Origin of the sequence: Parashewanella tropica (assembly GCF_004358445.1) — a bacterium.
Classification (GTDB): Bacteria; Pseudomonadota; Gammaproteobacteria; order Enterobacterales; family Shewanellaceae; genus Parashewanella; species Parashewanella tropica.
Window position 1 is genome coordinate 234454 of the sequence record NZ_CP037951.1, and the last position, 17176, is coordinate 251629.

At 43.1% G+C, this 17176-nt stretch carries 9 protein-coding genes; 3 read left to right on the forward strand and 6 right to left on the reverse strand.

Annotation, left to right across the window (positions count from 1 at the left end):
* Positions 1 to 16: 16 nt before the first annotated feature.
* Complete coding sequence (locus E2H97_RS01015) at positions 17 to 3088, reverse strand: protein kinase family protein (protein ID WP_133405398.1); 3072 nt, start codon at positions 3086 to 3088, stop codon at positions 17 to 19.
* A 369-nt stretch (positions 3089 to 3457) separates the two neighbouring features.
* Complete coding sequence (locus tag E2H97_RS01020; protein ID WP_133405399.1) at positions 3458 to 4798, reverse strand: MATE family efflux transporter; 1341 nt, start codon at positions 4796 to 4798, stop codon at positions 3458 to 3460.
* Between the two features lie 240 nt (positions 4799 to 5038).
* On the opposite strand from E2H97_RS01020, the gene E2H97_RS01025 reads away from it, so the two are divergent.
* Both E2H97_RS01025 and groL read left to right on the forward strand, forming a co-directional pair.
* Positions 5039 to 5332, forward strand: coding sequence for a co-chaperone GroES (locus E2H97_RS01025; RefSeq protein ID WP_133405400.1), 294 nt, complete (start codon positions 5039 to 5041; stop codon positions 5330 to 5332).
* Positions 5333 to 5362: 30 nt separating this feature from the next.
* Positions 5363 to 7015, forward strand: a complete 1653-nt coding sequence (groL, locus tag E2H97_RS01030) for a chaperonin GroEL (RefSeq protein WP_133405401.1) — start codon at positions 5363 to 5365, stop codon at positions 7013 to 7015.
* 219 nt (positions 7016 to 7234) lie between these two features.
* Here groL and E2H97_RS01035 read toward each other — a convergent pair whose 3' ends face one another.
* A complete protein-coding gene (locus tag E2H97_RS01035; RefSeq protein WP_133405402.1) occupies positions 7235 to 7726 on the reverse strand; it encodes a hypothetical protein in 492 nt (163 codons plus the stop codon).
* A gap of 274 nt (positions 7727 to 8000) precedes the next feature.
* Positions 8001 to 11363: a hypothetical protein gene (locus E2H97_RS01040; protein ID WP_133405403.1), complete on the reverse strand. Its 3363-nt coding sequence runs from the start codon at positions 11361 to 11363 to the stop codon at positions 8001 to 8003.
* 330 nt (positions 11364 to 11693) lie between these two features.
* Here E2H97_RS01040 and E2H97_RS01045 point away from each other — a divergent pair, with 330 nt between their 5' ends.
* On the forward strand, positions 11694 to 14216 hold the full coding sequence (locus E2H97_RS01045) for an esterase-like activity of phytase family protein (protein ID WP_133405404.1): 2523 nt from the start codon (positions 11694 to 11696) through the stop codon (positions 14214 to 14216).
* Positions 14217 to 14262: 46 nt separating this feature from the next.
* Here the strand turns inward: E2H97_RS01045 and E2H97_RS01050 are convergent, their stop codons facing one another.
* Positions 14263 to 15708: a TrkH family potassium uptake protein gene (locus E2H97_RS01050; protein WP_133405405.1), complete on the reverse strand. Its 1446-nt coding sequence runs from the start codon at positions 15706 to 15708 to the stop codon at positions 14263 to 14265.
* Between the two features lie 57 nt (positions 15709 to 15765).
* Entirely contained in the window at positions 15766 to 17175 is a 1410-nt protein-coding gene (gene trkA / locus E2H97_RS01055; protein ID WP_133405406.1) for a Trk system potassium transporter TrkA, read from the reverse strand.
* Position 17176: the final 1 nt, after the last annotated feature.

A 17176-nucleotide genomic window follows, 5' to 3' on the forward strand; every position in this document is an offset into this window, starting at 1 on the left:
CAGAGTTGAGGTTTACTTAAGCCTGCCAATTAAACACGTTATGTAGCGGTATGGGTAAACGGTTTAGAAAAGGGTTTGTCAAAAATCGTACGACTTTGTTTAGGTGCTTAGGTACTATGTATTGCTCAAGGATCTTCATTAATGCCTTTTCAAGTGGAGGCCATTTTTGATATTCCTTTAAAATACCAACTTCAAACATGCGATCAACGGAATACTGTCGGTTTTCCTCTTTGGGGTGACACAAAGGCAGTGCGCGAAACTCTTCACTGACAGCGAACAAAATCGTAAGTAGGAGTGCATAGTTCTCACTGCTGACGTTGATGGTTAAGCCACTTGAACGTCTTTCTCGGCCACGATTTACAAGTAAAGAACGGGTGATATAAGCAATGGTATAAGCGGAGTTGCGCGGTTGACCAGAAGAACGTGTTATCGCGCCATCGCAATCGATGACTTTGAGTTGTATGCTTGGCAGCCAGACACGTTTACCATCGACTGACACAGAATCTCGAATCAAAATATTCTCTGGTTTGAAATCTCGGTGAACAATATCGGCTTCATGCAATTTAGCGACTTGAGCTGTCAGACTTTTAAAAGTGACGAGTGGTAATGAGCCATGTGAATTTACGTAGCTAGTAACGTCGACACCACCTCTTACGGCTAATATTTGTTCATTTTCCGTGATGACGCCTAATAATCCAGGGGTAAAACAGCTGTCCTCTAGTCTAGGCTTTCCTAATGATGTGTGAATTTCTTCAAATATATTACGGGTCTTATGGGTTTGCTCCGTAGTCAGCAGTTTAATTTGGAACACACCATTTCTTCGGTGCTTTGAGATATTTTCTTCAAGCGCAATATAATGATCATCTTGAGTTGTTACTTGTTTAGCTCCACCATGAGGAACGCCGTAGCGATGGAAACCTACGAGATCTTTTGTCCCACTAGGATGGCGCATCGGCGGAAATATCTTTTCTTTATCATAATAATAAGTCGGACCTTGAGGCTGCTTTCCTGCAGCAACTATTATTGCATCATTGCTTTGATGGATTAAGTCGAGTCGTTCTTTGTGACTACGATAAGCACGTGCAATTTTGTTTACAAAAGGCTCACTTTGATAAAGTTTGGCAACATAGTGTGTTACCGCTGGAACATCAGCATTATAGCAAGCTTCCATTAAACCTTCTGTTTCGTCAAAATGAGAATATTGTTCAGATAGCCAATCGCAAGCGGCTTGTAGCCGTTCGGGATGTTCTTTTCCTAGAAAGATTAAAAAGTGGATCAATTTAGGATGTGACGGGAATCTGTCGATCATCAGACCTAAGCTAGACGCTGGACTTGCCACAATGAGGTTTAATAATTTTTCATAGCTTAAAAACAGCAAGCAGCCTCTTTGGAACGATGGGGATTGTTGATTAAACATCTTGAGCTGTTCAGCTGGACAGTTACACTGCCACCAAGTGTTAAAGTGCAGATCGTAGGTGAAGTCTGTGATGGTGTCTAATGGACAGTTAATTAATCTTATTACCAGAGCTTGCCAGTGGCGCCAAGGGATCCTTCTTATCAAGGTTTGCCGTGTTGAAGGAGAAAAAGGCTTGAGTACTCTTAATAAGCAGGCATCATTTGTAGGAAAAAAATGATCCCAGTCATCAGGAAGCCATTCGGACATGACACGCATGGCGGTTAACGGCGACATTTGACGTAACATATCGACTTGAGATTGCTGTTGCTCTCGGCTCAATTCAACAAGATATTCGGTTGGGAGTCGACTTAATAACTCGGGTTGGCTGGCATGCTTACTTTGATCGGCCAAAAAAGTAAGTTGATTTACAATTGCTTTGGCTTCTTCAGGGCTTAATTGCCCCAAAAATGCTTCAAAGCTTATCGGAGTGAAATAGAAACAAAGCATCGCTACTGGGGCTGGAGAACGTAACTCGAGTAGCTTATGACATACCGGTCGTTTTTTACTTGCGATTGGAGTCTGAGCAAGAAGATTAAAAAGGTGAGTTTGAATGTCTGCTTGCTTTTGATTTAGCTCAGGCTGTTTTAAATACACAAGCGCCTGATCAGCGTCCATTGTCGTTAACACTTGGATCAAAGGTTTAGTCGCAAGTTGGTTCAGTACTCGTATCGCTTCGGTAAGTGGCAAGCTACAAATACGGCTTGCGATCAATGCTTGATGAGGCGCTAAATCATTGGCGGCTGATAAGTACCCAAGTAACCATGCTTGCTGCATAGTGTTTGGAAACAACTCTGTGAAATTAGCAAAAACCGGTACAGATAATTGAAAAATAGATTGCTCTAATTTCTCTTTAACATCGGTGGTGGATTGCAGCGAATCAAATAGCCTTGTCAGTTGAGTTGTGTATTGGGTTTCTTCGGTTTGTGTTTCACAGGCATCGACCTTTTCCCAATCATCACACTCCATTTCTTTATCTTGCACCAATAATTGGACGTTATTAAAAAAGACTTCAAGTTCTTGAGGAGCAGCTTGTGTTACAAAGCATTGCTGCTCTTCTAACGTGAGCTTAAAGAACAATTGAGCGTGTAGCTGTGAATTGTACCAATTGCGACTATGTAACAACGCCAGTTTATTTTCCGTAGATAAGTGCTGAAAGACTGAATGAGCCACTTTTTCATCAAGATTTTTAAGTGTTTGAGCTAATCCATCTACATTCGGTGGCGTTTTTTGTAAATATTCGGAACTTAATAAAGACGCGGCTTTTTCTGCCTCTAATGAGTTTATGATTGAGAGTTTTGAATCATCTAACGGTACAGATGAAGTAAAGAGCTCAACTTGTAAAAAGGTAATCGACGCTTGTAAAGATATGGTCTTAAGTAACTGATATTCATGAGTATCGTAAGGCAGCTGATCAGTTAGGGTAAATTCAGTATCATTTTTAAAGAATTGGCGAGTACGGATGAGCGTCAATTTATTATGTAATCGTTGTACAAGGTAGTGACGTGTGGATTTCGCGCCAGTATGGACGCTCAGTTCACACTGTTCCCCTCGCTCTAATTTCTTAAAATTAAGTGTCTTAACGGCCTGTTGATAACAACTTTGTGTATCGACAGGGCTATCATTTACTGCCAAGTCTACTACCTATTTCAGTGGTTATTAAATATACTCGTGATACTTGAAGATACAATTTTCAGGGCTAATTCAGCGTTGCATTATTCAAGGCGTGAAAGTGCAGAACTAGCGGGCTAATTTAAGCTTTCACAACAAAGAAGAATCAACGCTGAAATGCCCACATTGTGCGAGTTTAATTGCCATTTATGATGCGTTACTTAACCTTGAAATAGAATGGTTATTCCTGCGGGTAAGTGCCTTTCCTAAATGGCAATTAATTCTCGCTGAAATCCTGAATCTTCAGGTATCACGAGTATAACTACAGAAGTTAGAGTGAAAATTCACAAGAATATCTCAACAAATATTCATAAAACTGGGCCGAATTAATCCTTAGTTTAAATTCGGATCAGTGATGTGTTTAGATAAGTAATAGCAAGCAAATCCCATAGCGAGATTGGTAATGGGTAAGGCAATCAGAATCCCCCTCACACCATCAATATATGAGCCCAATAATGCCAGCGGAATCATTAATAAAAACAGCCGGCTGACATTAATAACCAAAGAACTCATTGGTCGATGGTAAGCATTTAAGGCTGTGGCAAATAGAATAATCATGCCTAAACCGCCATAGGCAAGAGGTAAGGCGATCAAATACAAATGTAGCCAATGTAACACTGCAGGATCTTGAGTAAATAAAAGAGCAATGTGCTGGGAAAAGATAAATACAGGGATATATAACGCACACTGAAATACAAAGATGAACTTTAATGACAAGGTCAGTGCGTGTTTAGCACGTTCAGGATGTCCAGCACCTAAGTTCTGTGCGATAAAAGGCACAAGACTGGATGACAGAGCCATCACCGCCATTAATAAAATGGATTCGATTCTAGTGCCTGCGCCAAACGCGGCCACTGCGGCATGATCCAAACGTGCTAGTAGCGCCATTAATACGGCATTGGCTAATGGATTGATCAAGTTAGTGAACGCCGCAGGGCGGGCGATATGTGCTAGACGATGCCAACTGTGTTTCACTCGCTTAATTTCAAAATCAACAAATTCAATCAGCTTACGCTTTATGGCAATGATGTAGCCTGAAAAACCAAACGCCACTAACCAAGAAAGCAAAGTCGCAATGGCGGCGCCTTGGATTTCTAATCGAGGAAATGGGCCGAGTCCAAATATCAATAATGGATCTAAAATCACATTTAAAATGGCACTAAAAGCCATGATTTTTGCTGGAGTATGGGTATCGCCAGTGGCTCTGATCCCTTGGTTTCCCACCATGAGTAACACTAGAATTGGCGCGCCTAAATACCAAATTGCCATGTAGTCATGGATAAGCGGAAGGCTTATGGCTTTGGCGCCCAATAGTTGGAATAACCAATCAATACTGAAAAAACCAATGATGGACACCAAGACCGTCAATAACAGGCTGATCAGTAACGCATCATGAAACAGGACGCGTGCTTGGCCAAATTGTTTCGCACCAATTAATCGGCCGAAATTGGTAGATACGCCTGCACCAATGCCAATCGCAATACTGACAATCAATAAGGTCACAGGAAAAGTAAAACTAATAGCGGTTAAAGCATGAGTGCCCAAGCGACTGATAAAATAAGTGTCTATTAGGTTGAAACTTAATACCGTAAAAATCCCTACTAAATTCGGGAGGCTCATTTTTAATAATGTGGGCGCTATTGGCGCGTGCAAAATGCCGTGGTGATCTTTCATCAACATCCAAAAAGAGGCAGCTGCTTTTTCTTGAGTAAAAATGCAACGAAGCGAAAAAAGAATCAAGATTTTAGCAAAAATTGCCATAAAACGGCAGAGAGCAAGCATTAACAAAAATTGAATTTTTTTGGGCTCCTCTCTTGAAACTGATAAATACAACCATATATCCCTGTTATTAAACGGGCTTATTCCCCAAATATTTCGTTTTATTAGATTGTTATTCGTTAGGAGACTCCATCGATGAAGATTCGTCCATTACATGATCGCGTGATCATTGAGCCATTAGAAGTAGAATCAAAATCAGCTGGTGGCATTGTGCTAACTGGTAGTGCAGCAGAAAAGTCATCTCGCGGTAAAGTGTTGGCGACGGGTAAAGGTCGCATTCTTGAAAATGGTACCGTTCAAGCATTAGACGTTGAAGTGGGCGACATCGTGATCTTCAACGAAGGCTATGGTGTGAAAAAAGAAAAAGTAGATGGTAAAGAAGTCCTGATCTTATCTGAGTCAGACATTCTTGCAGTAGTTACTGAGTAATTTTCAACACGAATTTAGAGGATAAAAACAATGGCAGCAAAAGAAGTGCTATTTGGTAATGACGCTCGCAGCAAAATGCTCAAAGGCGTGAACACACTGGCGAACGCAGTAAAAGTAACCTTAGGTCCTAAAGGCCGTAACGTTGTACTAGACAAAAGCTTTGGTGCGCCGCTTATCACCAAAGACGGTGTAACCGTAGCCAAAGAAATCGAACTTAAAGACAAGTTCGAAAACATGGGCGCGCAAATGGTGAAAGAAGTTGCATCAAAAGCTAACGATGCAGCGGGTGACGGTACCACTACCGCTACCGTATTAGCACAGGCTATCGTAACTGAAGGTCTAAAAGCGGTTGCCGCTGGCATGAACCCAATGGATCTTAAACGCGGCATCGACAAAGCGGTTAAAGCAGCGGTTGCTGAGCTGAAAGATCTGTCTCAAGAATGTGCAGACTCAAAAGCCATCGCGCAAGTAGGTACTATCTCTGCTAACTCTGACGAAACCGTTGGTGACATCATCGCTGAAGCGATGGAGCGTGTAGGTAAAGAAGGCGTTATCACTGTTGAAGAAGGTCAAGCGCTAGAAAACGAACTTGACGTAGTAGAAGGTATGCAGTTTGACCGTGGTTACCTATCTCCTTACTTCATCAACAAGCAAGAAACGGGTAGCGTAGAGCTAGACAGCCCGTACATTCTGCTTGTCGACAAAAAGATTTCTAACATCCGTGAATTACTACCAATCCTTGAAGGTTTGGCGAAAACCGGTAAGCCACTGATGATCATCGCTGAAGATGTTGAAGGCGAAGCGCTTGCAACATTAGTTGTGAATAACATGCGTGGTATTGTGAAAGTTGCCGCGGTTAAAGCGCCAGGTTTCGGTGACCGCCGTAAAGCCATGCTTCAAGATATCGCTATCCTAACTGGCGGTACTGTGATTGCTGAAGAAGTGGGCATGGAGCTTGAAAAAGCACAGCTTGAAGACTTAGGTACAGCTAAGCGTGTTGTGATCACTAAAGACACTACGACCATCATTGATGGCACTGGTGAAGAAGCACAAATTCAAGCGCGTGTGGCTCAAATCAAGCAACAAGTTGAAGAATCAACTTCTGACTACGACAAAGAAAAACTGCAAGAGCGCATGGCGAAACTGGCTGGCGGTGTTGCCGTGATCAAAGTCGGCGCCGCGACTGAAGTTGAAATGAAAGAGAAGAAAGAGCGTGTTGAAGATGCGCTTCACGCGACTCGTGCAGCCGTTGAAGAAGGTGTGGTTCCAGGCGGCGGTGTAGCGCTTATCCGTGTTGCTTCTAAAGTCGCTGACGTTGATGTGGCGAACGAAGATCAACAGCACGGTGTAGCAATGGCACTACGTGCTATGGAAGCACCACTGCGTCAAATCTCGACCAACGCAGGTGAAGAAGCGTCTGTAGTGGCGAACACTGTTAAAGGTGGCACTGGCAACTATGGTTACAACGCAGGCAACGACACTTACGGTGACATGCTAGAAATGGGTATCCTTGACCCAACTAAAGTAACTCGTAGCGCATTACAATACGCAGCCTCTATCGCTGGTTTGATGATCACTACCGAAGCAATGGTGGGTGAAGAAGAATCAGAAGCTGCTGCTCCAGACATGGGCGCCATGGGTGGCGGCATGGGAGGAATGGGTGGTATGGGCGGCATGATGTAATCTGCCCTAAACCTATAACTTCCTAAGAAGCTCATAAATGCATAGTTTATGGGCTTTTTTATTGATTTAAAATCATCAGTGGTTCTAAATAATTCTAAAAAAACTAGGAATGTCAGGGTCTAATGAGGGGTATTACATTTTTATAAAGTCTCAAATTGAGGTGGTTTATATTAGTTTCCCCCCTAATCTTCAATGCTGTTCTTTTTCAAGTTCTAAAGCCTATTTTTTCAAAGTCGACCAATTAAAATTATTGTTCGTTCCTGAAATATATTGAATCGCTTCTTTTGCACCATTAGAACTATAAGTATTCGTGCTATCTTCTACAGCAGGTAGCGCTATTGAAAAATGATCCGGAGAGCCGTTAATCACTGCAAATATAGAAGTCCATCCGGTGTCGTCTGCTTCTAATTGGCCATTAACACAATCAGCTTTAAAGCCTGCCCATGAATAATGATCTTGTCTTATGATATTGATAAAGGGGTGGTCATTCTTATTGCACTGATTGGGTTGCAAATAAGTAACCTTACAATCTTGATGATTTAGATTACAGACAAAAAATACAGATCGTGGGCTTAAATTTAAAGGTATGGATGTTGCGGCTAAATTAGTACCATCACTTAATACTTCCCAATCCCCAAAAAATTGAACCGGTGGCACGGCGGCCAGTGCTGCATTTGTACACAAGGTGGCAGTAAGTATGAAAGCTTTCATTTTAACGTCCTCTAGTTAATTGAAAATGTACTTACAATCTCTTTGAAATTTGTATTCTATTTACTGCTTCACCCCCAATAGAGACAATAAACTCCATGACTGTCCTTGGATGTTTTGTCGTACCTTATATAGCTAGCAATGTACTACTTAACAGTTGTACCCTGACTGAACATCAAAGGATGCAACTCATGCCACAATAACATTCCTTCATTTTATCGAAACTTCTCCTACGCGATGCCTGTACCCAAGTGAGAGAGAAGAGTGATCAGATAATTCATTGACGGGTTTCACCTTCAAACGCTCTTACTTGAGCGTCAACCAAAGTGCCAATTGCTTTCATTACCACCGCTTGTGAGGCCATCACTGAATTGCCACCATGCTGAAAAGCCATTTTTGCCTTATACCGACTGTCATAATCTACATTTTCTTTTTTCTTAACCTGAGCTAATGCCGTGTTATGTAAATGCCTTAACCTGACGCAGTCTTGAAGAACTTCTAGCGTTGATTCCACTTGTATAAGGCGGTTACTGCAATCCATTAAGACTGAGCAAACAATGTCATGAACCGTTTCATCCTCGCTTGATACTTGGGGTGCAATCTTATTAAAGTCGATCATTCGTGCTTTAAAGGTGTTAATGCTGGCATCCAGTTGCTCGCATAGCGTTGCTAAATTTTCATAATGAAGGATCATCTTTTTATAAAGATCTTTAGATTGAAAATGATGTGGGGGGCTATCAATAGCGGTGTTAAGCATTTTTTGGAAAACCGCACTGTCTTTTGCTACTTGACTGAATTTATTCAAGGTTGTAGTGACCTCCATCACGGCAGCAAAGGCAATATTGATCTGTGCTCGTACTCGAAAGTTAGGGCGATCTTGAGAGGCTTCGAATATTTTATTCAGTTCCAACATGGCACTGGCTGGCTGGGTTGGGATCATGGCCTCTACTTTAGTAAATACCTTATCAATTTCACTCTCAGTTACGGGTTCTAAAGCACCCGTTGTGGGCTCAAGTTGCATTTTTTGTGGCTGAGGCTTTAGCGGTCGTGCTGCTTTGCCTTGATTAGGAGGCGGAGCCGGTTTGGCTTTTCTCGCTAAAACCCGTTGTCCGACTTCATACAAGCGTTGTCGCTTTGCTTTTGCGTTAATTACTTGTTGTTTGACTGCATCATGATGAGTTTTAATGAGGGGCAATAAGTTTTGCTCATCAGGGATCATGCCATTTCGTAGATAGACAAACTCATGCCAATGCCGCTGCAACCAGCCATGCTCAAAACTATTCATGACCGCTAAGGTTACAGGTGAACTACCCGAAGGGTTCGCTTTTAATTGCTTAACCTCAGCATTGACAGCGTGAGTTAATTGCTGAAATAGAAGCTGTAATAGTTCTGGATCTACTTGCAGTTCAATACTGAAGTAGTCTAATTGAGTCAATGCTTCTATAATCTCATCCTTACTGATAATGAGCTTTATGCAGTTTACTTTTTGTCTAAAATAGGGGGTTACAGGTAAGCTAGAGTGTAATAAAACCACAGATAGCAAACCTCTGTTTTTATAAAATGGGCCATCCAAAATGGTTGCTTGTAGGTTAGTAAGCGTAGCTTTTGAGATGCCACTTATGGCTTGAGTTTCAAGGTGTATTGTTAACATTTTTTCCCACAATGTAGACATATCTACCACAACATCTATTAATATTTCTGATTTAGACATGAACTCATGCTCACGGTCTTGATGAGCTACTGTGGCTTTGATTGTATGCGTTATGCATTCTAAACGTTCATTCTGAAACCTTTCCATACTCGCGCACAGTTGTTGAAACTGCCGCTCTCTTTCATTTGATGGTTTCATTTTCTTGATTTGTAGAAACTGATTATCGAGAGACTCAAGCTGTCTATTGGTTTGGTATTGATAGTGATTAACAAAAAGACAGAGTTGTTGCAGAGCAAAATGTCTTGTTTTTTGTGACGTTTTTCCTACGTTCCCATGGTTATTTCTGGCGTTACACATAACAACAGGGACAAAGGGCCTTACCAGTATTTGAGCCTCACAAGGGTGGGTACTTAGGTAAGTTTGGTAAGCCGAAATCGTTGTTTGAGCAGCACGGAGGTGAGCATTTGGAAATTGTTCCTTCGATTTTGATTGATAATGCGTAATGAACTGAGTCGACTGTTTGTTTGCGGTTTCGAAGAGCGAGTGTAATGCGGTTGCGGATTGCTTTTGTACACTCACTTTTGATTTGGGTACGGACGAGAGGCCAACGGCTGGGATAGACAAGGCTTGATGTAAACAATCAATGTCTCGCTTTCTTAAGTTTTTAGGGTGAACATCTTTAGGAGGCGTATTCTCAGCTGGCTCAGCATCATAGTTGAACGTCGCTAGCGTTGATTTAGGAAGTTTGGACAGCGTAATTGAAAAATGCCGCTGGGCAATCTGCTCAGCTTGGGAAAACTTTGTTTTAACCGTTGATGTCAATTGTGATAATTCATCTTTAGCCAACGCTTTATTTAACCAGCTGTCTTGGTTAGTCATCATGAAAACGAACGCTTCAATGTGCGGCTTAATCACAATGGCATCTACTGGGATGTGATCGGGTAGTGAGCGTGCTAAGAAAAATTCGAGATACGAAGCGATTTGCTGAACTTGAATTGCGCTAGGCGTACCTTCTAATTGATTGAGGCAATGTAATATTGGAACCATGCTGGAAGGTCGGACAAGGAATTTACAAAAGCGCAAGTGGTGGATCAGATAAACACAATTTTTATGAGCCCGATGCTCTTCGCTATAGGCAAAACACAACCTGTGATGGAGGATTTGTTCTGCGTAAACAAATTGACCAAGGGCTGCCCGAGTTTCTTCTAAACTCGACTCAATAGGAATGGCCGTTTCTTTTTCTGCTCTTTCGACGAGAATACCGGTATTTACCACAAATTGCGCATAGCTCTGGCATAACTGATCAAAACCTATTTTATCTTGATACTTTTCGATTAATTTAAATCCCAACTGTAACAAGGCTAGCTTTGAATGAACAAAGGTATCTAGGCTTACGGTACTAAGCTCTTGGCTCAGAGGTGAAAATGGAACTGATCTCGCATCTGCGGATAAATAATTCATACATACACCACGGAGAATGGCATCTGACAGACAGAATTCGTTAGTGAGCAGTTCCATGCCTTTTAGGCACAGGCTAATGGTGTTGATATGTAATAAGGCATAGACGCGATCAGAGTTGCTCGATGGCGTTGTAGGAAGGCTTAAAAACTCTTGCTCTATTGGTGAGCTTTTTAAATAGTCAGAATAACCGCAATAGAGTCTGTAAAACTCGATAAATAACTGTTCGGCTTGTAAACAGTTTTGACTTACAAAATCAGGGCTGCGTGTTTGTGCTAGTAAAGGCTCCATCTTGGCGTTTAATTGATGAGCTTTAGCATGGAAAGCGGGGAGTTTGCTGTCTAATCGTCTACCGAGTTGGGTATCAAAATTTAGAGGTGGTGCTTCGGGTTCAAGGTCTAAAGATACAGGAGTATGAACACCTGATTCCATTTGATGGGGCAAATCATGATTCGCTACTGCGGGAGGCTCTGCGGCATAACCAAGCATCCAAGCACCATAGTTGTAGATGAATTGAGGAATGCCAAACATTTAAGCTCCTGACTGTTCTGAAAATAAATGCCTCCTGTAAATGTAACTAGTCCTAACCTCGTAATATATCTAAAAACCAACAAAGCAATGATGAAATTTAGTTTAAAAATAATGAGATATGATGGATTTTGAAAAGGGTGGGAACTGAAATCTGTAATCAGGGACTGTCAATTATTTTCATTTTAAATCGCTGTGAAGGTCAGAGGGTAATGAGTTTATCCATTAATTGTTCTTGTCATAAAACAACAATCAAATCGACATAAATACGTATCCTCATTGTCATTTTAGTTTCTTAATTTAGTTAAGTTTTTTAATTTTTAAGGACAGAAAATGAACATGAAACGCAATATGCTTGCGACTATTATCATGGCCAGCTTATTAGCGGCGTGTAATGGTGATGACGGTAAGGATGGAAAAGACGGCAAAGATGGTCAGAATGGAAGTGCAGGTGGTAATGGCAGCAGTGGAAAAAATGGTGCGGCGGCGCTAGTCGTTCATACGGAACTTCCGGTTGGTCATGCTCAGTGTACCGATGGCGGTATTAGGGTGACATCTGGCACTGATACCAATGAAAACGGTAAGTTAGACGGCGACGAAGTATCAAACACCAGCTACGTTTGCCAGCAAAATAACCAAGATTATTTTGAGCGCATTGCGACTTACCCAGTGTGCTTGCAGTTCGATAACAGCTGTGACACTGATGAAGAAACGGTAGCGGAAATTTCTGCCGCCAGTGAGGACGGCATGGTGGTTTATTATACCGATGGCGAGCAAGAAGCCTTTGGTGCCGTGAGCATTGAAAACCCTGAACAGCCACAAGGTTTAGGCACGTTTGAGCTACAAGGTGAGCCAACGTCAATTTCAGCATTAGGTAACTACTTACTGGTTGCCACCAACCTTTCAAAAGACGATACACAATCAGGCAGTTTAGAAATCTATAACATCATGGATACGGCCAAGCCTATGCTTGAGCGTTCGATTGCGCTTGCGGGTCAGCCTGACTCTGTCGCGGTAAGCAAAGACGGTAACTATGCCGCTATCGTACTTGAAAATGAGCGTTTAGATGAAGATACGCCATTTCCACAAACCGAAGCTGGTGAAGTGATTGTACTCAAAGCGATGGGCGGTGTGGATTCATGGACAACCTCAACTGTGGCACTTAAAGGGTTAGCTGACAATCACGCTGATGATCCTGAGCCAGAATATGTAGACATTAACGACAACAACATTGCTGTGGTTACGCTACAAGAAAACAATCATATTGTATTGATTGATTTAGAAACGGCAAAAGTCACTAAGCATTTCTCAGCGGGCACAGTAAATCTGGCTGCGATTGATAACAAAGAAGAAGATCGCATTCAACTGACTGGCAGCTTAAGCGATGTGCCGCGTGAGCCAGACGGCGTAAGCTGGATCAATAATGACTTCTTTGCCACTGCTGATGAAGGTGATTACAAAGGTGGCGGCCGTGGCTTCACCGTGTATAACACTCAAGGCAAAGTGGTGTATCAAGCGGCAAATCAACTTGAGCATTTAGCGGTGCGTTTTGGCCATTACCCAGAAGGGCGCTCAGAAAACAAAGGAAACGAGCCAGAAAACATTGAAGTCGGTGAGTTTGGTGATGACAACTATTTATTTGTGGCCTCTGAGCGTGCCAATTTAGTCTTCGTTTACGATGTGAATGATGCAGATACGCCAAAGTACAAGCAAACTTTGCCAGCGGCGGTCGGGCCTGAAGGTATTCTAGCGATCCCAAGCCGCGACCTTGTGATTGCATCAAGCGAGAAAGATGATCGTGGCGATAAAATGCGTGCGGGCCTCAACATCTACCGTTACGGCAGTAAGTACAATAGGTACCCAAGCATTCAGTCTGTGAATGATGCTAATGGTCATCCAATCCCTTGGAGTGCGCTTTCTGGTTTAGTGGCAGCTGATGACAGCAAACACCTTTATGCCGTTGAAGACAGTGCTTATACCCACAGTCGACTCTTCAAAATTGATGCCAGTAAGCAACCTGCGGTATTAACGGCAGCAATGCAAATCAAAGACAGCAATGACGTATTAAAAGGCTTGAAAGTGGTGGCGGTTGACGCAGCCGAAGATGCTAAATCTGACGCCCGTAAAGATGTCTTTGATTCAGCGGATTTAGCGGCAATGGTCAATGAAGATAAAACCGTGAATCTCGATCCAGAAGGCATTGCTATGGCAGCTAATGGTGGATTCTGGTTAGTGTCTGAAGGCTCTGGTACGGTTGGCGACAAGAAGAAACCTGTAAACTCAGTTAACCTATTGTTGAAACTGAACAAGGACGCTGAAATTACTCGCGCTCACCGCTTACCTGAAGCGCTAGAAAACGTGCAATTACGCTTTGGTTTTGAAGGCGTGACTGAATCCGATGGCAAAGTGGTTATCGCGATGCAACGAGCATGGAATGACGAAGAAACAGTGCGTATTGCTAAGTTTGATCCAAGCAATACTAGCTGGAAGTTCTTCAACTACACCTTAGATGAGCCAAAATCACAAAACGGTGGCTGGGTTGGTTTAAGTGAAATCACCGCCCTTAAAGATGGTGAGTTCCTTGTGGTTGAGCGTGACAACCAAAGTGGCCCAGATGCAGCGATTAAAAAGCTGTATCGCATTTCACTTAAAGGCTTAGCCGATGGCGCAGATGTCACTAAAATGATGGTGCGTGATTTAATGCCAGATTTAACTCGCTACAACAACCTTGCGTTTGAAAAGGTAGAGGGTTTAGCGGTGATGCCTGACGGAAACGTGTTTATCGTTAATGACAATGATGGCGTTGACGATAACAGCGGTGAAACTCAGCTATTGAATCTTGGAAAGATTTTGTAATTTATCTCAGTGCTAAAAAGCCACGACAAGGAGCGTGGCTTTTTTGTTAAAACTTCCAAAACTTCGGATGGAAAATCACAGCTACGGTTAAGATCTCCAATCGGCCAAGTAACATACCAATGGATAATGCCCATTTAGCGGTATCGCTTAAGCTGGAGAAGTTGCCTGCAGGGCCAATAATGTCGCCTAATCCTGGGCCAACATTAGCTACTGCGGTGAGCGAAGCACTTAAGCTGGTCATAGGATCTAAATTCGTCAGCACTAAAATAATGGTGATGGCAATCACCACGGCAACGTACAACAACATAAAGGTCACTAACGAACGCACAATATCGGGTTGAATGCTGCGGTTGTTGTACTTCTCGGTAAAGACGCCATTAGGATGAAATTGCAGTTTCAGTTGCTCACGCATGATGGCAAAGGCAATTTGAAAGCGGAAAATTTTAATGCCGCCAGAGGTGGAGCCTGAGCAACTGCCTACCGACATTAAAAACAAAAACACCACGAAGGAAAAGGCGCCCCAAGCGCCATAGTCAGTAAGCCCATAGCCTGTGGTGGTCACCACAGAAACCACATTGAAGGTGGCTAATCTCAAGGCATCGATTGGGTGTGTACCGTGGTGAGTAAACCAATACCAAATGGCCAATACGATGGAGACTAAAGCTAAAAACTTCACAAATCCCACAACTTGAGCATCTTTCCAAACCAGTAAACTACGCTGGGCAATGCATTGCACAAAGATGATTAAAGGTAAGCCGCCAGCCAGCATAAACACAATACTGATCCATTGAGCGCTATGAGAAAAGTGCGACATGGATTGATCGGAAGTGGAATAGCCGCCAGTCGAAATCGTGGTCATGGCATGGTTGATGGCTTCAAACCATGTCATGCCTGCAAGATGATAGCTCAAGGCACAGGCCACACTGAGCAGGATATAGATGAAGAATAAATTCTTCGCCATGTCTTGAGTGCGTGGCGTACTCTTATCACTCCAATCTGAGGATTCTGTGCGGAATAGGCGCATACCACCGACGTTTAAAAACGGTAATACGGCAACGGCCATCACAATAAAACCAATCCCGCCCAGCCATTGCAGTAGAGAACGCCAGATCAAAATACTATGGGCCATGTCATCAAGTCCAGACAGTACCGTAGAGCCTGTGGTGGTGACCCCTGACATGGTTTCAAAGAAGGCGTCGGTGTATTCGATACCGTGATAAAAGGTAAAGGGCAGTGCCGCAAATAAACTGACTACAAACCAGGTGATGCTGGTCAGAATGAACATTTCACGAATGTTGAGGTGGATGCGTGCTTTCTGACCTTGATGGATACAAATACTGGCGGCAATGCTGGTCAGGGCTGTCGCCAGAATAAAGGCGATGCTGGTATCTTCGGCATAAATCAAAGAAAAACACAGGGGAATAAGCATAAACCCCGACAGCATCGATAAGAATGTGCCTAATGTAAATATGACTGGGCGAAAGTTGATCATAAAACCTGAAACGTTCGATATGATGCAACTAAGTGTAGTAACAGCATGCGTTTACCTCTAGAAAAAGAACGCGCTAGGTTGGAACAGTTTTTCGACTTCGCCAATAAATTTCTTGTTGACCAAAAACAGCACCACATGGTCTCCCTGCTCGATAACGGTTTTATCGTGCGCCATTAATACTTCTTGTTCGCGTACAATGGCACCAATGGTGGTACCCGGAGGCATTTTGATGTCACCAATGGCTTTACCAACAACCTTAGAAGTACTGGCGTCACCATGGGCAATGGCTTCAATGGCTTCTGCCGCCCCTCTTCGTAATGAATAAACGTTACAAATATCGCCTTGACGAATATGGGTTAACAACGCCGAAATGGTGGCTTGTTGAGGTGAGATCGCGATATCAATATTGGCTTCTTGAACTAAATCGACATAAGCTTCACGTTGAATAAGCACCATGACTTTTTTGGCGCCCATGCGTTTCGCCAATAAGGCTGACATGATGTTGGCTTCATCATCATTGGTGACCGCAATAAATACGTCGGTTTGGTCGATGTGCTCTTCAAGGAGCAATTCTTGATCGGCGGCATCCCCGCAAAAGACCGTGGTATTTTCCAGTAACTCAGATAAGGCTTCGGCACGTTCTGGCTTGGCTTCAAGCAGCTTAACCGCATGGTCTTGTTCGAGCTTTTTCGCCAGCCCTAAACCAATGTTACCGCCACCTGCAATCATGATATTACGGTATTGATTATCCAGCTTTTGCATTTCGCTCATTACCGCACGAACATGGCGACTGTCAGCGACGAAAAACACCTCATCATCGGCTTCGATGATGGTGGTGCCTTGTGGCATGATGGGGCGACCCTGACGGAAAATCGCAGCAACACGGGTATCAATATTCGGCATATGCTCGCGCAGCGCAGACAGTGCATTCCCTACAAGCGGGCCACCGTAATACGCTTTAATGGCGACTAAGCTTAAACGACCTTCGGCAAATTCAAGAACTTGAAGTGCGCCAGGGTATTCGACTAAGCGGTGAATGTATGAGGTGACGAGTTGCTCTGGGGCAATAAGTTCATCAATCACAAAACCGCCACGTAAACGGTTATCTGAGTTTTTACGCTCACTGTCGATGAATAATTTATTGCTGAGCGTCAGGTATTGTTGAGAGCGAATACGAGCAATCTTAGTTGGGGTACCGTATAAGGTATAGGCGATTTGACAGGCCGCCATATTACATTCATCGCTGTTGGTCACAGCGATGAGCATATCGGCATCCTCTGCACCGGCTTCTTTTAAGACTTCTGGGTGCGCCCCGTGACCATGAACGACTCGTAAGTCAAACTTATCCTGTAGAGAGCGCAGGCGAATTTTATCATTATCGACTAAGGTGATATCGTTGTTTTCACCTACCAGATTTTCTGCCAGTGTGCCGCCAACCTGACCTGCACCTAAAATGATAATTTTCATT

What these genes read in the sequence shown, in the direction of transcription:
- E2H97_RS01025 (WP_133405400.1), top strand. Translation starts at nt 5,039, where the DNA reads ATGAAGATTCGTCCATTACATGATCGCGTGATCATTGAGCCATTAGAA.
- E2H97_RS01035 (WP_133405402.1), bottom strand. Translation starts at nt 7,726, where the DNA reads ATGAAAGCTTTCATACTTACTGCCACCTTGTGTACAAATGCAGCACTG.
- E2H97_RS01050 (WP_133405405.1), bottom strand. Translation starts at nt 15,708, where the DNA reads ATGATCAACTTTCGCCCAGTCATATTTACATTAGGCACATTCTTATCG.
- E2H97_RS01020 (WP_133405399.1), bottom strand. Translation starts at nt 4,798, where the DNA reads ATGAAAGATCACCACGGCATTTTGCACGCGCCAATAGCGCCCACATTA.
- trkA (WP_133405406.1), bottom strand. Translation starts at nt 17,175, where the DNA reads ATGAAAATTATCATTTTAGGTGCAGGTCAGGTTGGCGGCACACTGGCA.
- E2H97_RS01040 (WP_133405403.1), bottom strand. Translation starts at nt 11,363, where the DNA reads ATGTTTGGCATTCCTCAATTCATCTACAACTATGGTGCTTGGATGCTT.
- E2H97_RS01045 (WP_133405404.1), top strand. Translation starts at nt 11,694, where the DNA reads ATGAACATGAAACGCAATATGCTTGCGACTATTATCATGGCCAGCTTA.
- groL (WP_133405401.1), top strand. Translation starts at nt 5,363, where the DNA reads ATGGCAGCAAAAGAAGTGCTATTTGGTAATGACGCTCGCAGCAAAATG.